The organism is Nonomuraea rhodomycinica (assembly GCF_013363995.1).
GTDB lineage: Bacteria > Actinomycetota > Actinomycetes > Streptosporangiales > Streptosporangiaceae > Nonomuraea > Nonomuraea rhodomycinica.
In genome coordinates this window covers 195,427-218,871 of record NZ_JABWGO010000008.1, presented here as the reverse complement: position 1 = coordinate 218,871, position 23,445 = coordinate 195,427, and the positions used below count along the sequence as shown (strand labels likewise).

The window sequence follows — 23,445 nt, the reverse complement described above, 5'->3', positions numbered from 1 at the left end:
TCAGACCCGCGCGTGGGCGAGGCTGGCCACCCGCGAGACGCCGACCGTCCGCGTGTAGCACCACCAGGTCAGGACGAAGCAGGCCACGTAGAAGGCGCCGAAGGCGGCCAGCGCGGTCGCGGGGCTGCCGGTCTGCGCGAACGACATCCCGAACGCCCGGTTGATGAGGAACCCGCCCAGCGCGCCTACCGCGGAGATGATGCCGATCGCCGCCGACGCCTGCCGCTTGCCGTACAGCAGCGCCTCCTCGCTCTCGCCGCGCTCGGCGACCGCCTTCGCCTGGAAGATCGCGGGGATCATCCGGTACGTGGAGCCGTTGCCGATGCCGGCCGTGACGAACAGCACCTGGAAGGCCAGGAAGAACGGCCAGAACGCGCCCGCCTCGACCGCCAGCCACACCAGCGCGACCCCGGCGCCCATGCCGGCGAAGTTCCACAGCGTGACCGGGGCGCCGCCGAGCCGGTCGGCCAGCCAGCCGCCCACCGGCCGGATCAGCGAGCCGACCAGCGGCCCGGCGAAGGCCACCGCCGCCCACGGCGAGTCCGGGAACAGGCTCTTGGCCAGCAGCGGGAACGCCGTCGAGTAGCCGATGAACGAGCCGAACGTGCCGATGTAGAGGAACGACATCACCCACGTCTGCGCCCGCCCGGCCACCGCGAGCTGCTCGCGCGGGCTGGCCTTGGCGCTGGCCAGGTTGTCCATGAAGAACCAGGCGCACCCGGCGGCCAGCAGGATGAACGGCACCCAGAACCACCCCGCGGCGGCCAGCCCCAGCCCGCCGATCACCAGCGGCATGACGAGCTGCACGGAGCTGACGCCGATGTTGCCGCCGGCGGCGTTGAGCCCGAGGGCGACACCCTGCCGGGAGCGCGGGTAGAAGTAGGTGATGTTGGCCATGCTGGAGGCGAAGTTGCCGCCGCCGACGCCGGCCAGCGCCGCGATCAGCAGGAACAGCCAGTACGGCGTGCCCGGGTCGCTCACCGCCACCCCGAGGAGGACGGCGGGGATCAGCAGCATGAGCGCGCTGAAGGTGGTGAAGGTCCGCCCGCCGAAGCGCGCCGGGCCGAACGTGTAGGGCACGCGCAGCGCCGACCCGATCAGGTTGGGCAGCGCGACCAGCCAGAACAGCTGGTCGGTGGAGAACTGGTAGGCGCCCATCCTGGTCGCCACGATGCTCCAGAGGGTCCAGACGGTGAAGCCCAGATGCTCCGCGAAGATCGAGAAGATGAGGTTCCGCCGTGCGATCCTCTTGCCCGTGGTCTCCCAGAAGGTCTCGTCATCGGGGTGCCATTCGGCGAGCCACCGCGCCATCATCTCCTCCTACGCTCTTCCTCTTACTGGTCGCCGAGCGTAGGAAGCGCGGGTTACGCACTCTGACGGTCCGTGGCGGTGCTCCGGTTACGTGTGTCGCACGGCTGTAACAAGGCGCACACATGGGTAACGCTCGAAACACGTCCGCAACAAAGCCATTGTGAGAAGGGACTTCAAAGGCAAGGTCCTCCCGGGGGCGCGCTTCGCGCGATCTGGGTTCGGGCTGTGACAGCGGGGGAGCCGAGCTCCCCCACACCCTCTTGCCGGTGGCCTCCGGCCCCCTGACCCCCGAGCGCCGGCCGGCTCGACGGGAGAGAGCCGATGCCGAGAGATCGGCGCCACCACGCCCCACACCGAGATCGTCCCGCATGGAGAACTCCGGCGACCCATGCCCACCACAGGCCCTAACGTTGATCTATGTCCGAAATGCCATCACGGGTCGAACTGCACCCGCTCACCCTCTCCGACCAGGACGAGTTCTGCTCGCTCGTGCGGGCCAGCACCGAGCTGCACCAGCCGTGGATGCAGCTCCCCGCGACCGCGGAGGACTTCACGTCCTGGATGCGCCGCTTCGACGACGGCCTCAACCAGGGCTTCCTGATCCGCGTCCGGGAGACCGGCGCGGCCGCCGGCACGGTCAACATCAACTCGATCATCCGGGGCCGCTACCAGGGCGCGTCCCTCGGCTACGCGGCCTTCGCCCCGTCCGCGGGCCGGGGTTACATGACCGAGGGGCTCACCCTCGCCCTGCGGTACGCCTTCACCGACCTGCGGCTCCACCGGCTGGAGGCGAACATCCAGCCGGGCAACAAGGCATCCCTGGCCCTGGCCCAGCGCCTGGGGTTCCGCTACGAAGGGCTGTCGCCCGCGTACCTCTTCATCGACGGGGCGTGGCGCGACCACGAACGCTGGTCGATCACCGCACCGAACCCCTGGACACCCGACCCCTCCCTCCCAGAGGTCTGAGCCGCGCGGCGCCGCCGGCGGAGCGCGTCCGGCCCAGACGCTGGTCGATGACAGGGCCGGACAACACCGTGGATCCTCCCCGCGCCCCCGGACGACGAGGCGCCGGGCGGCTGACCACCGTTGTCGCCGGCTGATCCGTCGAGCACGCGCGGGAGATCCACACCAGCCGCCGGGCGTTCGGCACCCCGACGTCCGCCGATGCGCGCCCCCTTCCGGCCGCGTCCGCCTCTTGGCGAAGCCGAGGGCCGTCCGCCGCGTGGTCCGGGTCAGCCCTCGATGAAGGCGAGCGGCACGCCGCAGGCGTCCTCGGCGGCGACGTAGAAACCGTCAGGGGTGGTGTGTGTCGCGACGGTGTTGCCTTCGATGAGCTTGCGCGCGACGGTCAGGTCGGTCACGGCGATGGTGTGGGCGGCCAGCAGGGGCAGGGCGGGCGGGGTGTGTCCAGGCAGCAGCTCGTGGAGCGCGGAGTGGGGGACGATCTCCACGCGGCCGTGCCGCAGCGGCAGCACTCGCTTGACGCCGTCGATCCACACGTCGGTGTCGAGCATCCGGGCGTAGCGTTCCTCGTGGGTGTCCACCTCGTCGTCGGGGACGACCAGCAGCACGCTGTGCAGCCCTGTCGCGCCGTTGGGGTGATCGAGGAAGCGCGGTTGGTGGACGTACTCCGGCGTGTGGTGCTGGGTGGCCTGGAGCGCGCCCTCGGGGGTGTGCTCCGCATCGATGCGGACGCTGTCGGCGCGGACGGTGCGGGGCCCTTCGGGGGTGGAGACCTCTCGTTCCAGCGCGCGCACGCCGGTCGAGGCCAGGCCGGCGGCGTGCAGCCGGTCGGCGGTGGCCCGCACGTCACGGGAGCCGAGGGTCATCAGCAGGCCGGGGTAGGTCTCGCGCAGCTGGTGGACGCCCCAGGGGTCGGGGGCGGCCGGGTCGACGACGCCGAGCAGTTCGATGAACGACTGGCCGAAGTAGGCGCACCGGTTGGCGGTGCAGGTGGGCAGGAGCGGGCCGCCGGGGCGTTCGGCCAGCAGGTGGGGCGAGGCCGGGCTGAGCGTGAAGCCGAGGGCCTCGAAGCGGGCGGACGCCGCGGCGAGATCGGCGGTGATGAGCACCGTGTGGTCGATGTAGTCGATGTCCGGCGAGGTGCCATGAGCGTTCATCCGTAGTCCTTCGGTGTCGTGGGCGCGAGTCCGATGCCGGTGACCGGGCAGGGCCGGACAGCCACCGATCAGGGCTGTGGATGGGGCCGTTCGTCCCTGCCATCTTGTCATGGGAAAGATTGGTGGAGATCCGGCATCTTGTCAACGTAAAGATGGTGGCCTGCGGCGCGCCGCGGTCGAGGCCGTCGTGGGTCCGGCTCAAGCGCGGCGCCGCCTGGCGACGTGAGGGAGCGGGCTCCGCGGCCTCAGCCGGTGATGGTCCGCCAGGACTGCTCCTCGACCAGCTCGCGGCTGCGCCAGCCGTCGGGGGTGCGGCACACGCGGTGGTGGTACCAGCCGCCGCCCCGCAGCAGCCCGGCGGTGCCGGCCGCCACCATCTCGCGGGACGGGGCCAGCGTGTCGGTGAACGCGGCGCTCACCGCGGCCTCGTCCCGCGCCCCGGGGCCGGGCCCGTCGAAGCTGATGGTGACGGAGCCGATCAGGTGCAGCCGGCCGGGCCACCCGGACAGCACGTCGGCCAGCCACGCCGTGACCTCGGCGCGGGTGCCGCGGATGCCGCCCGCGGAGCGGTAGTCGATGACGGCGTCGGGGGTGAAGACGTGGTCGAGGAGGTGCCACTGGCCGGAGTCGACGGCGCGGGCGTAACGGCCCAGCAGGTCGGTGATCTCCAGGCGGTCGGCGAGCTCGCGGAGGTCCATCCCTGGATCTAACCAAACGCTTGGTAGGCAATCTAGGGAGCTCCGGGACCGGGCCGCACCTCCAGGTTCGGACGCCCACTCAGGGATCAGGCCGGGCCGATGACTTCGGCGCTCCGGAAGGGGACGCCGGCGAGCCGGTGAGCAGCGCCCTGGCGCACGTGCGGAACGCCGGCACCAGGCGGTTGCGGTCGCCCGCCCGGGTCGCCAGCACGACGTGGCTCGGCTCGACGTCCTCCAGGGGAACCGAGGTGAGGTCCGGGCGGAGGTTGACGAAGATCGGGCCGGCCGCGATGGCCACCGCCTCCCCGGCGGCGATCAGCTCGAACTTGTCCTCGATGTCGGCGATGAGGGGGCCGTCGGGGGCCGGGCGGCCGTCGGGACGGGGATCGATGCGCCAGTACGCCTCCCAGGCCGGGTCCGGGTCGGCCAGCCGGGGCAGCGGCTCGTCGGCGATGTCGGCGAGCGTCACGGACGCCCTGCCCGCCAGGCGGTGGTCGCGCGAGAGCAGCAGCGTGCGCGGCTCGTCGTACAGGATCGTCACGTCGAGCCCGTCGGTCGCCAACGGCAGCCGGGTCACCACCGCGTCCACCCGGTAGCCGAGCAGCGCGGGGCGCGGCTCGTTCCAGGCCACGTGTGCGGTGCGTACGTCGGCGTCCGGGTGCAGGCGGCGCAGCTCGCGCACGGCCGGCGTGACGATGAGGCCCGTCGTGTACCCGATCGTGATCCGGCGGGGGAGAGCGGCGGCGCGGGTCTGCGCCGCCGCCTGGGCGGCCGAGCGCAGCAGCGTCTTCGCGCGCGGCAGGAAGACCTCGCCCGCCGCGGTGAGCCGCGTGCCCTGAGGGGTCCGGTCGAGCAGGAGGACGCCCAGTTGCCGTTCGAGACGGCGGATCTGCCGGCTCAGCGACGGCTGGGTGATGTGCAGCGCCTCGGCGGCGCGGCCGAAGTGCCGGTGCTCGGCGACGGCCGTGAAGTAGCGCACGAGCCGCAGATCGAGGTCGGGCGAGTCGGGCATGCCCGGCAGCCTACTGGGGTGATGCCTGAAACGTATTGCCCGATGAGCAACAGGCTTTGGACGCAGCGCGGGGCCCGCTCCGACGATGGGAACACCGCTGAAGAAGGAGATCATCATGCGTGTTTTCGTCACCGGCGCCACGGGTTTCGTGGGGTCCGCCGTCGTCCGTGAGCTCGTCGAGGCCGGGCACCAGGTGACCGGTCTGGCCCGTACGGACGAGGCCGCCGCCGCGTTGAGGGCCGCGGGAGCCGAGCCGCGCCCCGGCTCGCTCGACGACCTCGCCGTCCTGCGTGACGGGGCCGCCGCCGCGGACGGCGTCGTCCACCTGGCCTTCGTGCACGACTTCGCGAACTTCGAGGCCGCCACCCGGACCGACCGGCGGGCCATCGCGGCGCTCGGCGAGGCGCTGGCGGGGTCCGGCCGGCCGTTCGTGGTCACCTCGGGCACCGGCCTGCTCCCGCCCGGTCGCGTCGGCACCGAGGAGGACGAGCCGGGGACGCACTCGCCCCGGGGCGCGGCCGAGCAGGTGGCGCTGGCGTTCGCGGAGCGCGGGGTGCGGGTCTCGGTGCTGCGGCTGCCGCTGGTGCACGGGGAGGGCGACCCGGGGTTCGTCGCGACCGCGATCGGCATCGCCCGCGCGAAGGGCGTCTCCGCGTACGTGGGCGACGGCGGCCACCGCTGGGCGAGCGTGCACCGGCTGGACGCCGCCCGCCTCTACCGGCTGGCCCTGGAGGAGGCTCCCGCGGGCGCGCGCCTGCACGCCGTCACCGAGGAGGGCGTGCCGGTACGCGACGTCGCGGGCGTCATCGGGCGCCGGCTGGGCGTTGCGGTGACCGCGATCACCGAGCGAGAGGCGGGCGAGCACTTCGGCTGGCTGGCCCCCTTCGTCACGCTGGACATGCCGGCCTCCTCCGCCCTGACCCGGAAGCTGCTGGACTGGCGTCCCGACCGGCCCGGGCTCATCGCCGATCTGGACGCGGGACACTACTTCGGCGGCTGAGCCCGCGGCCCCGTCCGGTGGCGCCCCGGCCGAGGCGGCGATCAAGAAGACGACGAGCTGAGGGCTGCCCGGTCATCCGGTCCCATGCGATCACCTTATGGGTGCCGGCATCGGTACGCCGGCGCCCGCGAAGCTCCGGCCCGGCCCACGGCGCCGCGGGAAAACCCTTTGCGCCTTCCTCCCGCGTTCCCGTAGGTTGCCCGCGGCCCCGTCACCGTGAGGACAGAGGACAGAACCGCGTGACCCCGCCTGCTCTTCAGACCTGACACCTTCTTCCACTCACCTTCACGCCGACCCTCCCGTCGGCTCCGCCGGGCTGCCCGTGTGCGCCCGGTCCTTCAGCGTTTGAGGCCGCGCGCAATCGGCCTCGTGTCAGGTCCAGAGAGATCATGTCTTCACAACCTCATATCGTGCTGCCCTGGGTCGTCCGCCGGACCAGGCTGCCTCTGCTGTCGTTGCGGTGCGTGGACTGCGGGTCGGAGTCCGCGACCACCGGCAAGGGCAGGTTCCGTGTCAATGCCAACGGCAAGCAGCTGCACGTGTGGCTGCTGGTCCGCTGCGTGTCCTGCAACCGGACGATCAAGCTCGCCGTGCACGAGCGAGCGCCGGTCAGCTCCTTCGACCCGGCCGAGCTCGACCGCTACCACGCCAACGATCCGGCGCTCGTCGCCGCCACACTGCTGGATCCGCTGTTCGCCCGGCGCAACCGCTTCGCCCTGGACTGGGCGGGGGCCTGGCGGCTGGACGCTCCGCCGGCGTCGCCGGTCGAGGCGTGGCCGGTGCGGGTGGAGGTGGTCTTCGAGGATCCGGTGCCGGTGCGCCCCGAGCGGCTCATCGCGCAGGGGCTCGGCCTCAGCAGGAACGAGGTGCTGCGCCGGATCAAGTGCGACATCCCGCTGCGCCGTACGACGAGCGCAGGGTTCACCTTCACGGTGATGGCCGGGGACTAGCGGGGACGGAGTCGCCCCGGGACGGAGCTGTCCCGGGGCGACTCCGTCCCGGCCGGGGCGCGACGCATCGCGAACGCATAGCGATCGCATCAACGGCACGCCCCACACTCGGGAGACGTGAGGGACACACCCGGGTCGACGCCGACGGCCGCCCGGCGCGGGTCAGTGAGCCGCACGAACGAGCGAAAGTCCCCGTCCACGCACGTCAGGAGAGATCTTCATGACCACCACGCACGTCATCATCACCGTCCTCGCCGCCGCCTGGGTCGGGTTCTCCGGCTTCTCGCTGCTGCGCAGGGCCGATTTCGTCGCCAAGCCGCTGATCGAGTACGGGGTGCCGCAGTCGTGGTGGACCCTGCTGGGCGCGGCCAAGGCCGCCGGAGCCGTCGGCCTGCTGGTCGGCCTGGCGGTTCCCGCGATCGGCGTCGCCGCCGGGATCGGCCTGATCCTGTACTTCGCCGGCGCGGTCGTGACGGTGCTGCGGGCCCGCTCGTACAGGACCGTCGTCTTCCCGCTGCTCTACCTGGCGCCCGTCGCCGTCGCTCTGGCCCTGGGCGCGGCGGCCTGACCCACCGCAGCAGGGTCGCCCGCGGGCCCTCAGAGGCGGGGGCCGAGGAAGGTGCCGCCGGTGGCGTCGATCACGTCGCCGGTGATCCATCGGGCGTCGTCGGAGGCGAGGAAGGCCACGATGTCGGCGATGTCGGACGGCTGACCGATGCGGTTGAGAGCGGAGGCGGTCGCTGTGAGGGTCTCCGTCTCCGGGCTGGAATGAATCCACGCGTTGGCGTCGGTGTCGGTGACGCCGGGCGCGACGGTGTTGACGGTGATGCCCCGCGCGCCGACCGTGTGGGCCAGCGTCCTGCCGAGCACGTTGATCGCGCCCTTGGCCATCGAGTAGGCGAGTTCCTGGGGGAGGGCGACGCGGGTGTCGGCGGAGGAGATGTTGACGATGCGGCCGCCGTCGCGGAGCAGGGGCAGGGCCCGCTGGATGATGAAGAACGGCGCCCGCATGTTGAGCGCGATCAGCCGGTCGAACTCCTCGGGGGTCGTGTGCTCGATGGAGCCGGTCCTCATGGCGCCGCCGGCGTTGTTCACCAGGATGTCCAGCGGGCGCCCGGTCAGGCCGGCTTCCAGCCCGGCGAAGAGGGTGTCCACGTCGCCGGGCGCGCCGAGCTCGGCCCGGACGGTGAAGGCGCGCCCACCGGTCCGCTCGATGTCCGCGACCGTCTGCCTGGCCGCGGCCTCGTCGTGGCCGTAGTGCACGGCGACGTACGCCTCCTCGGCGGCCAGGCGCCGGGCGATCGCCCGTCCGATGCCTCGCGAAGCCCCTGTGACCAGCGCCGTCTTGCCCGCCAGCTTGCCCATGTCGTCGCTCTCCCGGCTCGTGCGGCACAACTGTTTATGCCGCATACAGTTTTGTTTATGTTATATACAGTTCTTGGACGAGGGGCAAGGCGAGCCGGGAGTGCTGATGGCGGCGAAGGGCGACGGGGGCGGCGACCCCGGCCGCGGCATGGATCTCCTGTGGGGCGCGGCGGACAGGCCCAGCCGCGGTCCGAAACCCCGCCTGTCGATCGACCAGATCACCCGGACGGCCGTCGAGATCGCCGACGCCGAGGGCCTCGGGGCCGTGTCCATGCAGCGCATCGCGGCGACGTTCGGCTTCACCACCATGTCGCTGTACCGGTACGTGCCGGGCAAGGCCGAACTGGTCGCCCTCATGGTGGACACGGCCATCGGCGAGCGGCCCGATCTGGACGCGGTGCCCGGCGGATGGCGTGACCGGCTGGCCCAGTGGGCGCGGCAGTGCCTGCGGGTCTTCACCCGGCGTCCCTGGCTCCTGGAGGCGACGAGCGGGCACCGGGTCATGGGCCCGAACGAGCTCGGCTGGATGGACGCCGCGCTCGCGGTCCTGGCGGAGGCCGGGTTCACCCCCGTGGAGCAGCATGACGCGTTCCTGCTCGTCGCGGGGCACGTGCGCAGCGTCGCGCAGTACACCGCGGGCGCCGACACCCTACGGGTCGACGAGTGGTCGGCCGCCGTCGGAGAGCGGCTGAGCCGGCACCCCGATCGCTTTCCGGCGGTGGTCGCGGCCATCCAGGGCGGCGGATACGCCAAGGCGGCGGACGAGCCCTTGGAGTTCGGACTGCGGTGCCTGCTGGCCGGCCTCGACGAGCTGCTCGCCTGAGCACCGGAGCCGCGGAGCTACGACCGCGCGGCCGCGATGATCATCGTGAGGCCGAGCACCGCCACGGCGAGGTTGGCGAACAGCGGCTGGGCGGCCAGGATCTCCACGCGGGGCACGATCACCCGGTTGAAGAAGTTGAGGAACAGCCCCATGAACGGCTGGACGGCCAGATGGTCGATGGCGCCGCTGACGCCCTGCAGCAGCAGGATCAGCCCGGTCACCTGGATGGCTCTGCGCATGATCGGACACTATGACCCGCTCCTTTCCCAGCGGATCGGTCATCAGGATGGGGTCGGGCGACTTTCGTAGGGGTCCCGCGCGGCAGCGGAGGCGCTAACCGGAGGGCCGGGCCGGCGGGGAGTGCGCGCACATCGGCGCCGCCCGCACGCCGGCGTGCCCGCCTGCGGCGCGGTGAGGCCGGGAAGGAAGCCGGCGCGCACGGTGCCGCGCGCGGGCGAGCGGGCAGGGGAGGGGGATGAGAGTGGTGGTCCTTTCCGACACGCACGCGCCCCGCCGCTGGCGCTCCTGCCCGCCCCCGGTGGCCGCGCACCTGCGTGACGCCGACGCGATCCTGCACGCCGGCGACGTGTGCGTCGCCTCCGTGATCGACGAGTTGTCGGCGTACGCGCCCGTCCACGTCGTCAAGGGCAACAACGACGGTCCCGACCTGGTCGCGCCCGAGACGCTGGAGCTGACCCTGGACGGCCTGCGTGTCGGCATGATCCACGACAGCGGACCGGCCAAGGGACGCCTGCCGCGGATGCGCCGCCGCTTCCCCGAGGCCGATCTGGTGGTGTTCGGCCACTCCCACATCCCGATGGACGAGACGGGCGACGGCCTGCGCATCTTCAACCCCGGCTCGCCGACGGACCGCCGCCGCCAGCCCCACGGCACGGTCGGCCTGCTGACGATCGAGCACGGCGAGCTGCGGGAGGCGCGCATCGTCGCCGTCACTCCCTGACCCCGGGATCGCTGCCGCGCCGGTCACGTCGATTCGGCGCTGAGGGCCTGCGCCACGGGGCGACGGGCCGCCAGGCGCGCGGGCAGGGCGGTGAGCGCCGCCGTCACCACGAGAGTCGCGAGTGCGGCGCCGAACAGCCAGGAGGACGGCGGCAGGGTCCATTTCCCGACAGTGAACATCGCGCACAGGCCGATGCCCAGAGGAACGCCGGCGACGGCGCCGGGCAGGCTCGGCAGGAGCTGGGCCGTGGACAGTCCCAGGGAGATCTGCGACGGGGTTGCGCCGAGGGTGCGCGCGATGGCCACGTTCGCCCTGGCCTCCATGGCGGTGGTCCAGGTGAACGTGATGGTGTTCACGACGGCCAGCGCGATCAGCAGGACGGTGACGGCGAGCATCACCCGGCGGTCGTGCTCGCCCCGCAGGTTGGGCAGCGCGGACGAGCCGTCCAGGCCATAGCCCCGCTCCGGCTGGGCGCCGATGACCAGCAGGGCGACGATGCCGATCACCGTGGTGGCGGTGGAGCACGCCTGCAGCACGGCACGGCCCGGCCGGCGGGCGGTCAGCCGCAGCCCGAGCAGCAGCGGCGTGGGCAGCAGCGCGGACAGCGCGGTGAGCCAGGGGCGGTGACGGGGCTGGTGCGCGGGGGCGGACAACGCCCTGACGGTCGCGGTGCGCATGGCGCGCAGCGTGGGACGCAGCGCCGACAGCACCGCCACCGCCACGGCGAGGACGGTGGCCGCGACGACGGTGGCGCCGTCCGGCCCGGCCGCGCCGCCGATCCGGCTGGCGGTGGGGCTGGCGACGGCGGGCGCGGTCAGGTGGGCGATCACCAGCCCCAGCGCGTCGCCGGCCAGCGCCAGCGCCAGGTACTCGGCGAGCAGGACGGTGGCGATCAGGCCGGGAGTGGCGCCGACGGCCTTGAGCAGCCCGGCCCGGCGCGTCTGCGCGACGGCGCGGCCCGCGGCCAGCACCGCGATTCCGGTGACGGCCAGGAAGCCGAGCAGCCAGCTGCCGACGACCAGGATCGGCTGGCTGTTCCTGAGGATGACCATGTCCTGTCCGGCCGTGAACTGCCACGAGTGGAAGGTGATGGGGACGCGGTGGGCGTCGATGAAGCTCTCGGTGGCGGCGGGGTCGCGCAGCTTGAGGTCCAGGGCCGTGGTCACCGGGAGATCCCGGGACGACGCCAGGGCCCGGGCGTCCGCTCGGGTCATCCAGGCCAGGCCGGTGTAGTCGCTCGGCCCGCCGTACGGGCCGATCTGCGCCGCCCAGGGATAGATGGAGGTGGCCGCGGTCACCGCGATCCCGGCGACGGGGTACGAGCGGCCGGCGATGGTGACGTGGTCGCCGACGCCGACGCCCAGCGCGGTGGCGAAGCCGCGTTCGAGCACCGCGCCGCCGGGACGTACCCATCGACCCGAGGTCACCAGCGGCCGGTTGAGCGGGCCGGGCGTCTCGGCGAAGCCCTGTACCACCACGGGGGACGAGGTGGACCCGCGCGTGGTGAGGTCGGCGTAGACCACCTGGTAGGGGCCGTGGTGGGCGGTCACCTCGGGCGCGTCCGCCAGCTCGGCCAGGGCCGAGGTCACGGCCGGGCCGGTGTCGCCGGACAGTGCCACCACGTCCGGCCCGGCGGTGGCCGCGCGGGTCTGCTCGTACATCGCGTCGCTCACGCCGCGCAGGGACAGGCCCAGGGCCATCGTGGCGGTGGCCACGGTCACCGCGAGCAGGAGCATCGCGGCCTGGACCTGGTGCCGTCGCACGTCGGCCAGCACCAGACGGGCGACCAGCACGATGGAGCCCATGACGTTCAGCCCTCCAGCCCGATCAGGCCGCCGAGCCACCCGGTGCCGGTGCCCGCCTCGGGGACGGGACCGGCGCCGGCGCCGGCCAGCCTGGTGTCGTCGACGAACATCCCGTCGCGCATCGAGATCAGCCGGTCGGCGGTGGCCGCGACCCGCTCGTCGTGCGTGACGATCACGAGGGTCTGCCCGGCCGAACGCAGCTCCTCGAAGATCCGCAGCACCTCCAGGGTCGCCGCGGTGTCGAGGTTGCCGGTCGGCTCGTCGGCCAGGACGATCAGCGGGTCGTTGGCCAGCGCGCGGGCGATGGCGACCCGCTGACGCTGCCCGCCGGACAGTCGCGACGGCAGATGCCGGGCACGGTCGGCCAGCCCGACCCGTTCCAGCAGCAGGCCCGCGCGCCGCCGCGCCTCACGCCGCGAGCACCCGGCCAGCAGCGCCGGCAGCTCGACGTTCTCGGCCGCCGACAGCTCCTCCACCAGATGGAACGCCTGGAAGACGAACCCCACCGACCGGCGGCGCAGCCGCGCCAGGGCCGGCTCGCCCAGGGTGTCGATGCGCCGGCCGGCCAGCCGCACCTCCCCACCGGTGGGCCGCTCCAGACCGCCCAGCAGGTGCAGCAGCGTGGACTTCCCGCAGCCGCTGGGGCCCATCACCGCCAGCGTCTGCCCCTGGGGCACCTCCAGGTCGACGGCGTCGACCGCGCGGACCCGGCCCTGCCCCTCACCGTGGTGCTTGACCAGGCCGCGGACATCGACCACGGGACTCGGTTCGTTCATGCGTCCTCAGCTTCGTCGTCGTCGTTCGCGGACCAGGCTCGTTCGCAGGCCGCCAGCCAGCGCAGGTCCGCCTGCAGCCGCAGGACGACGCCTTCCAGCAGCAGGCCGGCGCCCGGTCCCGCCGGCTCGTCCAGCGCCGCCCGCTGCACCTCACGCAGGCGGCGCAGCAGCTCGCGGCGCTGGGCGGCCACCAGCTCGACCGGGTCGGCGAGCCGGGCCGCGGCGGCCGCGGCGAGCTTGAGGTGGAACTCCGCCAGGTCCGGTTTCGGCCAGCCCACCTCGGCCAGCCAGGCGGCCACCCGCTGCTGCCCGGCCGGCGTCAGCGCGTAGACCTTGCGGTCGGGCCGCTCGGGCAGGCCGTCGGCCCGTTCGCAGACCACGAGCCCGGCCTTCTCCAGCCGGGCCAGGGTCACGTAGATCTGGCCGGGGTTCATCGACCCGCCCAGCGGGCCGAGACTCCGCTGCAGCCGGGCGCGCAGGTTGTACCCGTGCGCCGGCTCCTTGGCGAGCATCGCCAGCACTGCGTCCTGCACGTCATCCTCCTGGGGCCGAGACCCTTGGCGACCCGTCGTCGCCGTTGCCGTTCATGGTCTCGCCGCCCGCGTCGTCCTCGGTGGACGGGTCCTGGACCGGCTCGGACGTCGGCTCGGACGTCGGCTCGGACGTCGGCTCGGACGTCGGCTCGGACGTCGGCTCGGACGTCGGTCCGGACGTCGGCTCAGGCGTCGGCCTGGACGTCGGCTCAGGCATGGGCCTGTGCACCAGGTCGTGCCGCCGGCCGCCGAAGACGGGCGCCGGGAACGGCTCGATCGGCCGGCCCGCCATCGCGATCGTCATGAAGTCGCGCCAGATCCCGGTGGGCGTGTCGGCGCCCTGGATGGCGCCGAGGGAGACCTCCTTGGACAGCGGATGGCCGTTGGCGTCCTTGACCACCTTCCCGGTCCTCGGGTCGGTCTGGGGGACCTCCTTGTACATCCCGACCGCCGTGGACAGCTGCGGGACATAGCCGACGAACCAGGCTTCCTTGTTCTCGTTGTTGGTGCCGGTCTTGCCGGCGATCGGCCGCCCGCCGGGCAGCGTGGTGCCCGCGGCGGTGCCGTACCTGACCACCTGCCGCATCGCGTAGGTGGCGTCGGCGGCGGCGTCGGGGCCGATGACCGTCCTGGGCAGGCCGGCCTCCTTCATGACGGTCATCCCCTTGTACGTCCTGACCGAGACGACCACGTGCGCGCCGTGGTGGACGCCGCCGTTGGCGAAGATGCCGTACCCGGCGGCCTGCTCGACCGGGGTGACCAGGCCGGCGCCGATGGACATGCCGTACGCGTGGTCCTTGACGGCCCGCTCCACGTCGCGCCTGTCGATCCCGGCGCCCACGGCGATCCGCTCGACCTCCTTCAGGCCGACCTCCTGCGCCATCGTGGCGAACGCCGTGTTCACCGACTCGGCGGTGGCCCGGTCGATCTGCACGGCCGCGCCCACGTCGTGGGAGTTGCCGATCGGCTTGGTGCCCGGCAGTGTCACCGGCCCGTCGCCGGACACGTAACTCCTGAGGCTGTAGCCGTTCTGGAGCCAGGCGGCCAGCACGTACGGCTTGAACGCCGACGCGGCCTGCTTGCGGGCGTCGAAGGCGTTGTTGGTGAAGCTCTTCAGGTAGTCGTGGCCGCTGTAGAAGGCGATCACCCGCCCGTTGCGCGGGTCGACGGCGGCCAGGTTGGCGCGGATGTGCCGGTCGTGGAGGGCGGCGAGGTTGCTCTCGACCGCCTTCTTGGCGGCCCGCATGAGCTTCCTGTCGAACGTCGTCGTCACGCGGTAACCGCCGCTGCGCAGCTTCTCCTCGGTGATCCCGCGCTGCTCCAGCTCGCGCCGCACGATGTCGACCATGTAGCCGTTGACGCCCTTGAGCGTCTCCCTCTTGTCCAGCTCGGCGAGCTTGGGGAACGTCGCCGTCCTGGGCAGGTGCCCGTACCTCGCCGGGTCGACGATCGCCATGCCGCGCACGGCGTAGGCGAACCGTTCGCGGGTCGGCGCCCAGTTCTGCTCCGCCTCCGCCTTGTCGAACGCGATCGGGCTCTGGATCCGGCCCGCCAGGTACGCGGCCTCGGCCGGGGTCAGCCGGTCGACGTCCTTGTCGAAGAACGCCTGGGCGGCGGCCTGGATGCCGTTCGCGCCGCGGCCGAAGTAGATGGTGTTGAGGTAGTTGGCAAGGATCTGGTCCTTGGACATCTCCTTGCTGGCGCGGATCGAGACGAAGATCTCCTTGAACTTGCGCTGGAGTGTCCGCTCCTGGCTGAGACCGTCGTAGTAGCCCCGCGCCATCTCCTGCGTGATCGTCGAGCCGCCCTGGACCTGCTGTCCGGTCACCGTGCTCCACGCCGCTCGCATGATGCCGGACACCGAGATGCCCGGGTCGGTGCGGAACGTGCGGTTCTCCGTGGCGATGAAGGCGTCCTGCACATGCCGGGGAATCCTGGAGATGGGGACGATCTCCCGCTTGGTGCCGAGCCGGGCGATCTCGGTCCTGCCGTCCCGGTAGTAGATGACGCTGCCCTGCTCGACCGCGTGGTCCTGGGTCTCGACGGGCAGCGGGGTGTGGGCGTACGCCACCGCGATCATCGCGAAGAGACCCGTCACCAGCACCGCGCAGCCGAGGAGCACGACCTTCCAGCCGGGGACGAACCGCTTCCAGTTCCAGCCGGTACGGCCACCTGGTCCCCGGTCGCCGGACCCGCGTAACCGGCCACGACCCGGCCGCGCGCGGCGAGCCCTCGCCGGCACTGCGTCCTGCATCCCACCCCCCTAACGGTTAGCCAATAGATAGCGGTTAGCCAGTAGAGGTGTCAAAACGCTCCACCCGCCGACGGCCGAGACCGGGGGAGAGCGCGAGAAGATCCGCTCGCGACACACGAGAAGGCGGCGAAAACCGGTGCGCCGGGAGGACGGCGAGCTGGTCTGCGGCGCTCAGTCGGCGCGGGCTGAGCTAGGGCCTGCAGGAGTTGAGACCAGTGAGATTCGCCTGTACCGGGCCTGCGATCCTGGTACGCCTTCGTCATGGCGCGTGGCGACCCCGGCGAGGCCCGATCCCGGACCTGCGACAGCAGTTCAATGCGGTGATGCGGCGGTCGCGTACCGGCAGTCGATGGCGGACCTGCCGGTGGAGTACGGGCCGTGGTCCACGGTCCATGACCGGTTCCGGTTGTGGGCGAGTGGGAGACCCTCGCACTCCAGTGACACTTCGCGAGCCGCAGCGGTGATCAGCCGAGCAGCCCCTTCACGGCTCGGCGCACACTCGGCCATTGGTCGCCGGCCGCGAAGTACGCATGAACGAGTGGCTGGAAGACGTCATACCAGTGCGGTTTGAAGGCGCTGGCCAGCGCCTGCGCTGCCTGCCAGCGAGCACGGCGAGGGTCCTGGTCGGGATGCACCTCGAATCGGCGGGCTTCGTAGTCCACCTGCAGCCGGGAGGTCAGCGAGTCGCGCCCCGTGAGGCCCGGTGGGTCCGCTGTGACCTGGCCGGCAGCCAGCAGCTCGAGTCCCGCGCGGACGGCGGGGTCGTTCAGCAACTCGTGCTGAGTCAGCACCTCGGTCACCGCCCGCTGAACGGCGTGGGCTTGAACCGAAGGGTCAGCGAGACGGAGCCGGGCGTCCAGGTCGGGATCCAACCCGACGATGCCACCGGACGGCACATCGGGTCGCGGGACCTTGGCCTCCCGTCGGACCACGGCGTGCGGCTGGGCGAGCCAATCGAGGTCCAGCCGGACTCCTGTGGCCGCCTCCACTACGGCCATCGCAGCCGCGGTGTGGAGGTCTGGATGGCCCGGTTCGGGGGCGGTGACCTGCTCGAGGACGGTCAGCTCCTCGTCCAGGGCATGCGGCTGGGCGCCGTAGCGCCAGTCGGGAGAGTGGATCGCCAGGGAGGTCACCAGTCGGCCGTAGACGGCGTACTGCAGGTCACCGGGAGTGGTGGCGCCCCAGGAGACGCTGCACGCCCGAGCACCCGTACTGAGGCGGAGCAGAACCTCCTGCAGGGCGGTCTGGTAGCCGTTGGGTTCGACGACGACAAAGGATGAGCCGGACCGGCCGATGAACATGCCTTCTTCGAGCTCGCCCGTCAGGTCAACCGGGCGTGCCGGTTCCAGGTCGGATTCCTGCAGTCCCATGCGCTCCAGGAGTTCGGCAAGGGTGGGAGTACCGGTCATGGGCTGGATCACGGTCCAGGTCAGGGCGTCGGAAATGGGCTCCAGGGCGCCGTTCAGGAGGTACTGATAATGGGCAGACGCGTCGTTGATCACGCGATCAGTATGGCGAGGCCTGCCGACAACGCCCCGGGTGCTGATGCGGGCTGGAGCGGACCCAAGTTCCCTTCGACCAGCGCCGCCCCGCGAACTCAGCTGACCCGCGTCGACTCCCGCAGCACCAGGCTGCACGGCACCGTCAGCACCCCCCGCGCCCGCGGCGCCCCGCCGATCGCCTCCAGCAGGTGCTCCGCCGCGATCCGCCCGATCTCGCCCAGGTTCATGTCCACGGTCGTCAGCGGCGGTCGGCACCCCTCGACCATGGGCTCCCAGTTGTCGAAGCCCACCACCGCCACGTCGTCCGGGATGCGCCGCCCGCGCTCCCGCAGCGTCTCCGACACCCCCCGGGCGATCTGGTCGCTCCCGCAGAAGACCGCCTCCACGTCCGGGTGGGCCCGCAGCAGGATGTCGGCGCCCTGCCGCCCCCACTCCTCGGTCCACTCCCCGAACAGCGGATCCCCGGCCAACCCCGTGCCCGCCTCGGCCAGCGCGTCCGTCAGGCCCTCGGCGCGCCGCCGCGCCGCCTCGAACCGCTCCGGGCCCGTGACGTGGCCGATGCGGGTGCGGCCGGTGGCGAGCAGGTGGCGGGCGGCGAGCGCCCCGCCGCCCCGGTCGTCGGGGATGACCGAGAAGTCGTCGTCGCTCGCCGACTGGGTCATCGCGTAGACCACCGGCACCGGCAGGTCGGCGCCGATGCTGGGCCGCGGCTCGGTGCGGCGGCCGGTGACGATGATGCCCTCCACGCGTCTGGCCAGCAGCCGCTCGACGTAGTGCTGCTCCCGGATCGGGTCGTCGCGCGTGTCGCACATGAACACCGAGATCTGCCCGGCCCCGAGCGCGTCCTCCGCGCCCAGCATGACGGGGATGCTGAAGCGGCCGAAGCTGTCGCCGGTCACCAGGCCCACCGTGTACGTGCGGCCCTGGAGCAGGCCCTGGGCGAGGGGGTTCGGGCGGAAGCCGAGGCGCTCGGCCGCGGCGCTCACCCGGGCCCGGGTCTCCTCGCGCAGCTTGCCGCGGCCGTTGAGGGCCTTGGAGGCCGTGCCGATGGAGACGCCGGCGGCCGCGGCGACTTCGCGGATGGTGACGACGTGCGCCTGTTCAGAGGACAAACCTTTTCCTTCCCGCCCACTCTCACTATATAGCTCTTGACGCTGACCTCGCGCTGGATCTACGTTCTGCGAAGGAAAACCTATTCCTTATTTTCCTTCATGGCGAGTGATCGCCTGGAAGGCAGCACGTGAGGAGCTCCATGGTCAACCCGTCCCAGGTCTGCGGCCCGGCCGTGCCCACCCAGGGTGCCAAGGCCGTGTGGCGCCCGCTGGGCGTCCGTGACGTCGACATCACCGGTGGGCCGATGGGCCGCTGGCAGCGGATCAACCGCGAGGCCAGCATCCCCCTCGGTCTGGAGCAGATGGAGCGCGCGGGCAGCGTGCCGAACCTGCGGCTGGCGGCCGGCGAGGCCGAAGGCGAGTACCAGGGCTACCGGTTCCAGGACTCCGACCTGTACAAGCAGCTGGAGGCGGTGGCCTGGGAGCACGCCCGGCGGCCCGGACCCGGCTACCCCGAGTTCATCGCCGAGTCGGCGGCCCTGCTCGGCCGGGCCCAGCGGGCCGACGGCTACCTCAACTCCCACTACCAGGTGGTCAAGCCCGGCAAGATCTACGCCGAGCTGGAGTACAGCCACGAGATGTACTGCGCCGGCCACCTGTTCCAGGCCGCGGTGGCCGGGGCCCGGACCGGCGCCGACGAGCGGCTGACCGCGGTGGCGCGCCGGCTCGCCGACCACCTGGTCGAGGTGTTCCTGACCGGCGGCGACGACGGCATCGACGGGCACGCCGAGGTCGAGACGGCCCTGGTCGAGCTCTACCGGGTCACCGGCGAGCGGTCCTACCTCGACCTCGCGGCCAAGCTCGTCGACAACCGCGGCAAGGGCCTCATCAAGGACAGCGGCATGGGCCCCCTGTACGCCCAGGACCACCTGCCGGTCAGGGAGGCCGACACCCCGGTCGGCCACGCCGTGCGCCAGCTCTACCTGGAGGCCGGCGTCGTGGACGTCTACCTGGAGACCGGCGACGAGTCGCTGCTGGAGTGCTCGGTCCGCCGCTGGGAGGACATGGTCGCCACCAAGATGTACCTCACCGGCGGCGTCGGCTCCCGCCACGACGGCGAGGCGTTCGGCGAGCGCTACGAGCTGCCGCCGGACCGCGCCTACAACGAGAGCTGCGCCGCGATCGCGAGCATCCACTGGAACTGGCGGCTGCTGCTGGCCACCGGCCACGGCCGCTACGCCGACCTGATCGAGCGCGTCCTCTACAACGCCTTCGCGGCCTCCACCTCGGCCGACGGAGTGCGCTTCTTCTACGTCAACCCGCTCCAGCGCCGCGACGACACCGTCGAGGACGCCTACCTGGGGCGGCGGCGGGAGTGGTTCGCCTGCGCCTGCTGCCCGCCCAACATCATGCGGACGGTCTCCTCGCTCGGCCACTACGTCGCCACGACGGCCGAGCGGGCGCTGCACGTCCACCAGTACGCGCCGGGCGCGATCCGCTCGGGCGACCTCGACCTCGCCGTCGCCACCGGCTACCCCTGGGACGGCAAGGTCGTCTTCACCGTCGAACGGGCCCCCGAGGGACCCTGGTCGCTGGCGCTGCGGATCCCCGCCTGGAGCGCGGGCCGCGCCACCCTCACCGTGGGGGGCCGGAGCGTCGCGGCCGAGCCGGACGAGCGCGGCTACGCCGTCGTCACCCGCGAGTGGCGGACCGGCGACACCGTGGAGCTCGGCCTCGACCTGACCCCCCGCCTCACCTACCCCAACCGGCGGATCGACGCCCTGCGCGGCACGGCCGCCGTCGAGCGCGGCCCGCTCGTCTACTGCTTCGAGCAGGCCGACCAGCAGGCCGACGTGGACGACCTGGTCCTCGACCCGCACGCCGAGCTGCGCGTGATCGACAAGCAGGACGTGCCGGGCCTCGGCCGGACCGTCCTCATCGAGGCCGGCGCGTACGCCGCCGAGCCGCCCGCCACCGGCCTGCCGTACGGCAGCGCACCCCCCACCACGGACCCCGGCGCCGCCCGCCTGACCGCCACGGCCGTCCCCTACTACCAGTGGGACAACCGCGGCGCGGGCGCGATGCGGGTCTGGCTCCCCCTCGCGTAAGGAACGACCTGATGAAACGACGTGACCTGTTCAGGATCGGCGGGCTCGCCGCCCTCGGCGCCGCGGCGGCGGCCTGCGGGGGCGGCGGTGGAGGCGGCGGCTCGAAGGGGAGCACCCAGCTCCAGTTCATGTACTGGGGCTCCACCTTCGAGAAGGCGGCCGTGGAGAAGATGCTGCGGCAGTACGAGCAGAAGAACGCCGGCGTCGACGTCAAGCCGCTGTTCACGCCCGACGAGTACGACGTCAAGCTCAACACCCTGGTGGCCAGCGGCCGGGTCCCGGACGTCGGCTACGTGCCCATGAGCATGTCCTACCGGCTGGCCGAGCAGGGCACGCTGGTCAACCTGTTCCCGTACGTGAAGAAGTACCCGCAGCTCGCGGGCTGCCTGCCCGACGCCTACCTGTGGTACGGCCAGGACAAGCTGCACGGCCTGGCCACCGCCAACGAGGTCATGCTCCTCTGGTACGCCAAGGACGCCCTGGCGGAGGCCGGCGTCGCCGCGCCGCCCGCCGACGCGGCCTCGGCCTGGACCTGGGACCAGCTCGTCGAGAACGCCTACAAGCTGACCGTCGACCAGAACGGCAAGCACCCCGACGAGTCGGGCTTCGACCCCAAGCAGATCCGGCAGTTCGGCATCTCCAGCAGCATCACCTACGGCGCCGCCTGGTACGGCTTCCTGCGCAGCAACGGCGCCGACTTCGCCGACGAGGCCGGCAAGCGCTGCCTGCTGGACACCCCCGAGGCGATCAAGGTGTTCCAGAACCTCCAGGACCTCATCTACAAGCACCGGGTCATGCCGGGCCCCGGCCAGCTCGCCGCCACCGGCGACGACGTGCCCGGCACGAACGTCCTGCTCAAGACCAAGCGGGTGGCCATGGTCGTCGACGGCCACTGGTCGCTGCTCGACATGAACCAGAGCAAGGTGAACTACGGCATCGGCGTGCTGCCCAAGTACGGCGAGCCGTTCACCACGACGCAGGTGGCCGGCGCGTCGGCGGTGTTCGCCGGGAGCAAGCACGTGGAGGAGGCGGTCGAGCTGTTCGCCTTCCACAACGACCCCCGCTACGTGGACCTGTTCCAGCAGGGCCTGTGGATGCCGCAGGAGAAGAGGTACTACGAGGACCAGGCGTCGGTGGACGCGTGGACCAGGAACGCGGCGCACCCGCCGGAGTTCCGCACGGCGGTCGTCGACTACACCCGCGGGCACGGCGTCCCCGACCTGCGCAACCGGCTCAAGAACATGTCGGCCGTCTCCAGCGACGTGCTGACGCCGGCGCTGCAGGAGATCGAGTCGGGCAAGCGGCCGGCCGCGGACGTGCTCAAGGAGGCCACCCCGAAGATCACCGCGATGCTGCAGGGCTGGCACCACACGCAGGAGATCTAGGATGCGCAGGTTCGAGGCGCGCTGGGGCGTCCTCATGGCGCTGCCCGCCATCCTCGGGTTCGTCATCTTCACGGTCGGCCCGATGATCGCGTCGTTCTTCTTCAGCCTGACCGACTGGCAGGTGGGCGGGCAGCCCTCGTTCGTGGGGCTGGACAACTACACGGCGCTGGCCGACGACGCGCTGTTCTGGAAGTCGCTGTCGGCCACCACCTACTACACGCTCGGCGCGGTGCCGCTCACGCTGCTCGTCAGCTTCGCCGTGGCCATGCTGCTCAACCAGAAGGTCCGCGGCCTGGCCCTGTGGCGCACGATCTTCTACCTGCCGACGCTGGTCCCGGCCATCGCGAACGTGGTGCTCTGGATCTGGATCTTCAACCCGGACTTCGGGCTGCTCAACTCCCTGCTGCGCCAGGCCGGGCTGCCGACCTCGCAGTGGGTCTACAGCGAGGAGATGGCCGTCCCGTCGCTGATCATCATGAGCACGTGGGGCTTCGGCAACACCATGGTGATCTTCCTGGCCGGGCTCCAGGGCGTGCCCCGCCACCTGTACGAGGCCGTCTCGATCGACGGCGGCGGCCCGTGGCGGCGCTTCTGGCACGTGACGCTGCCCATGATGACACCGACCATCTTCTACAACCTCGTGGTCGGGGTCGTCGGCACCTTCCAGGTCTTCACCCAGGCGTACGTCATGACCGAGGGCGGCCCCAACCAGGCCACGCTCTTCTACGTCTACTACATCTTCCGCAAGGCCTTCACCGAGAGCGAGATGGGCTACGCCAGCGCCCTCGCGTGGGTCCTGTTCATGATCATCATGGTGGTGACGTTCCTCATGTTCCGCAACGCCCGCCGCTGGGTCTACTACGAGATGGCGGGCGCCCGATGACCGCGCTCGCGACGCCGGAGAAGACCCGCGCGCGTGGCGTCGCGCCGACCGCCGGGCTGCGCCGGCCACGCAGGTACGGCAGGGCGCTGCTGTACGTGGCGCTGCTGCTCGGCGCGATCCCGACGATCCTGCCGTTCGTGTGGCTGGTGCGCAGCGCCCTCATGACCGACACGCAGATGTTCGTCGCCCCGCCGGAGTGGATCCCCGACCCCTTCCAGTGGTCGAACTTCGGCGAGGCGCTCACCGCCCAGCCGTTCGGCCTCTACCTGCTCAACACGGTGATCATCGCGGTCGTCTGCGTGATCGGCACGGTGTTCACCTGCTCGGTGGCCGCCTTCAGCTTCGCCCGGCTGCGCTGGAAGGGCCGCAACGTGGTCTTCGCGCTGCTGCTCACCGGCGTGATGCTGCCGTACGCCGTGACGATCATCCCGACGTTCGTCATGTGGCAGGAACTGGGGGCGATCGACACGTTCGTCCCGCTCACCGTGCCCGCCTGGTTCGCCGGGGCGGGGGGTGGCGTGTTCAACGTGTTCCTGCTGCGGCAGTTCTTCCTGACCATCCCGTTCGAGCTGGACGAGGCCGCCTACATCGACGGCGCCTCGCCGTGGCGGGTCTACTGGACGGTCGTCATGCCGCTGTCCAGACCGGCGATCGTCGTCGTCACGATCTTCACCTTCATCGGCACCTGGAACGACTTCCTGGGGCCGCTGCTCTACCTGCAGGACGAGTCGAAGTACACGCTCTCGCTCGGGCTCGCCTCGTTCCAGAGCGTGTTCATCACGCAGTGGGGCTACCTCATGGCCGCCTCGGCGGCCGTCATCGCCCCGATCGTCGCGCTCTTCTTCTTCCTGCAGCGCTACTTCATCGAAGGAGTCACGCTCACCGGCATCAAGAACTGAGAAGAGGA

Annotated in this window: 22 protein-coding genes; 10 read left to right on the top strand and 12 right to left on the bottom strand. The window is 71.7% G+C overall.

What is annotated here, in order from left to right; genetic code table 11:
* The gene (locus tag HT134_RS29165; RefSeq protein WP_175603657.1) at window positions 1-1,311 is read right to left on the bottom strand and encodes an MFS transporter; all 1,311 of its coding nucleotides are present in this window, start codon (window positions 1,309-1,311) and stop codon (window positions 1-3) included.
* Window positions 1,312-1,728: 417 nt separating this feature from the next.
* On the opposite strand from HT134_RS29165, the gene HT134_RS29160 reads away from it, so the two are divergent.
* Window positions 1,729-2,277 carry a GNAT family N-acetyltransferase gene (locus HT134_RS29160; RefSeq protein ID WP_175603656.1) on the top strand — a complete coding sequence of 183 codons (549 nt, stop codon included), beginning with the start codon at window positions 1,729-1,731 and terminating at the stop codon, window positions 2,275-2,277.
* A 266-nt stretch (window positions 2,278-2,543) separates the two neighbouring features.
* Here the strand turns inward: HT134_RS29160 and HT134_RS29155 are convergent, their stop codons facing one another.
* The 3 genes from HT134_RS29155 to HT134_RS29145 form a co-directional block, all read right to left on the bottom strand.
* Entirely contained in the window at window positions 2,544-3,431 is an 888-nt protein-coding gene (locus HT134_RS29155; RefSeq protein WP_175603655.1) for a VOC family protein, read from the bottom strand.
* Window positions 3,432-3,676: 245 nt separating this feature from the next.
* Complete coding sequence (locus HT134_RS29150) at window positions 3,677-4,129, bottom strand: nuclear transport factor 2 family protein (RefSeq protein WP_175603654.1); 453 nt, start codon at window positions 4,127-4,129, stop codon at window positions 3,677-3,679.
* A 79-nt stretch (window positions 4,130-4,208) separates the two neighbouring features.
* Window positions 4,209-5,141 (bottom strand): LysR family transcriptional regulator, encoded by a 933-nt coding sequence (locus HT134_RS29145; RefSeq protein WP_175603653.1) that lies wholly within the window; start codon window positions 5,139-5,141, stop codon window positions 4,209-4,211.
* Between the two features lie 115 nt (window positions 5,142-5,256).
* Between HT134_RS29145 and HT134_RS29140 the strand changes: the two genes are divergently transcribed.
* The 3 genes from HT134_RS29140 (at window position 5,257) to HT134_RS29130 (ending at window position 7,659) form a co-directional block, all read left to right on the top strand.
* Window positions 5,257-6,141: an SDR family oxidoreductase gene (locus HT134_RS29140; RefSeq protein ID WP_175603652.1), complete on the top strand. Its 885-nt coding sequence runs from the start codon at window positions 5,257-5,259 to the stop codon at window positions 6,139-6,141.
* A gap of 410 nt (window positions 6,142-6,551) precedes the next feature.
* Window positions 6,552-7,091 (top strand): DUF1062 domain-containing protein, encoded by a 540-nt coding sequence (locus HT134_RS29135; RefSeq protein WP_312888519.1) that lies wholly within the window; start codon window positions 6,552-6,554, stop codon window positions 7,089-7,091.
* A 220-nt stretch (window positions 7,092-7,311) separates the two neighbouring features.
* Window positions 7,312-7,659: a DoxX family protein gene (locus HT134_RS29130; protein ID WP_175603650.1), complete on the top strand. Its 348-nt coding sequence runs from the start codon at window positions 7,312-7,314 to the stop codon at window positions 7,657-7,659.
* 29 nt (window positions 7,660-7,688) lie between these two features.
* On the opposite strand, the gene HT134_RS29125 is transcribed toward HT134_RS29130, so the two are convergent.
* Entirely contained in the window at window positions 7,689-8,501 is an 813-nt protein-coding gene (locus HT134_RS29125) for an SDR family oxidoreductase (protein WP_281387712.1), read from the bottom strand.
* A 28-nt stretch (window positions 8,502-8,529) separates the two neighbouring features.
* On the opposite strand from HT134_RS29125, the gene HT134_RS29120 reads away from it, so the two are divergent.
* Entirely contained in the window at window positions 8,530-9,279 is a 750-nt protein-coding gene (locus HT134_RS29120; protein ID WP_217708516.1) for a TetR/AcrR family transcriptional regulator, read from the top strand.
* Window positions 9,280-9,296: 17 nt separating this feature from the next.
* Here the strand turns inward: HT134_RS29120 and HT134_RS29115 are convergent, their stop codons facing one another.
* Entirely contained in the window at window positions 9,297-9,518 is a 222-nt protein-coding gene (locus HT134_RS29115) for a hypothetical protein (RefSeq protein WP_175603649.1), read from the bottom strand.
* Between the two features lie 236 nt (window positions 9,519-9,754).
* On the opposite strand from HT134_RS29115, the gene HT134_RS29110 reads away from it, so the two are divergent.
* Window positions 9,755-10,240 carry a metallophosphoesterase family protein gene (locus HT134_RS29110; protein ID WP_175603648.1) on the top strand — a complete coding sequence of 162 codons (486 nt, stop codon included), beginning with the start codon at window positions 9,755-9,757 and terminating at the stop codon, window positions 10,238-10,240.
* Between the two features lie 23 nt (window positions 10,241-10,263).
* Here HT134_RS29110 and HT134_RS29105 read toward each other — a convergent pair whose 3' ends face one another.
* From HT134_RS29105 to HT134_RS29080, 6 genes are all read right to left on the bottom strand, one after another.
* On the bottom strand, window positions 10,264-12,045 hold the full coding sequence (locus HT134_RS29105) for an FtsX-like permease family protein (RefSeq protein WP_175603647.1): 1,782 nt from the start codon (window positions 12,043-12,045) through the stop codon (window positions 10,264-10,266).
* Window positions 12,046-12,050: 5 nt separating this feature from the next.
* The gene (locus tag HT134_RS29100; protein ID WP_175603646.1) at window positions 12,051-12,821 is read right to left on the bottom strand and encodes an ABC transporter ATP-binding protein; all 771 of its coding nucleotides are present in this window, start codon (window positions 12,819-12,821) and stop codon (window positions 12,051-12,053) included.
* Complete coding sequence (locus tag HT134_RS29095; RefSeq protein WP_175603645.1) at window positions 12,818-13,354, bottom strand: PadR family transcriptional regulator; 537 nt, start codon at window positions 13,352-13,354, stop codon at window positions 12,818-12,820. Before HT134_RS29095 ends, HT134_RS29100 begins: the two co-directional genes overlap by 4 nt.
* Window position 13,355: 1 nt before the next feature.
* The gene (locus HT134_RS29090; RefSeq protein WP_175603644.1) at window positions 13,356-15,608 is read right to left on the bottom strand and encodes a transglycosylase domain-containing protein; all 2,253 of its coding nucleotides are present in this window, start codon (window positions 15,606-15,608) and stop codon (window positions 13,356-13,358) included.
* Between the two features lie 464 nt (window positions 15,609-16,072).
* A complete protein-coding gene (locus tag HT134_RS29085) occupies window positions 16,073-17,110 on the bottom strand; it encodes a DUF6461 domain-containing protein (RefSeq protein WP_175603643.1) in 1,038 nt (345 codons plus the stop codon).
* A gap of 95 nt (window positions 17,111-17,205) precedes the next feature.
* Window positions 17,206-18,222, bottom strand: a complete 1,017-nt coding sequence (locus tag HT134_RS29080) for a LacI family DNA-binding transcriptional regulator (RefSeq protein ID WP_175603642.1) — start codon at window positions 18,220-18,222, stop codon at window positions 17,206-17,208.
* 140 nt (window positions 18,223-18,362) lie between these two features.
* Between HT134_RS29080 and HT134_RS29075 the strand changes: the two genes are divergently transcribed.
* Genes HT134_RS29075 through HT134_RS29060 form a run of 4 tightly spaced genes read left to right on the top strand, consistent with a single transcriptional unit; the run spans window position 18,363 to window position 23,437 of the window.
* The gene (locus HT134_RS29075; protein WP_175603641.1) at window positions 18,363-20,270 is read left to right on the top strand and encodes a glycoside hydrolase family 127 protein; all 1,908 of its coding nucleotides are present in this window, start codon (window positions 18,363-18,365) and stop codon (window positions 20,268-20,270) included.
* An 11-nt stretch (window positions 20,271-20,281) separates the two neighbouring features.
* Entirely contained in the window at window positions 20,282-21,655 is a 1,374-nt protein-coding gene (locus HT134_RS29070) for an ABC transporter substrate-binding protein (protein ID WP_175603640.1), read from the top strand.
* A 1-nt stretch (window position 21,656) separates the two neighbouring features.
* Window positions 21,657-22,538 carry a carbohydrate ABC transporter permease gene (locus tag HT134_RS29065; RefSeq protein WP_175603639.1) on the top strand — a complete coding sequence of 294 codons (882 nt, stop codon included), beginning with the start codon at window positions 21,657-21,659 and terminating at the stop codon, window positions 22,536-22,538.
* Window positions 22,535-23,437, top strand: a complete 903-nt coding sequence (locus tag HT134_RS29060) for a carbohydrate ABC transporter permease (RefSeq protein WP_175603638.1) — start codon at window positions 22,535-22,537, stop codon at window positions 23,435-23,437. Before HT134_RS29065 ends, HT134_RS29060 begins: the two co-directional genes overlap by 4 nt.
* Window positions 23,438-23,445 lie beyond the last annotated feature (8 nt).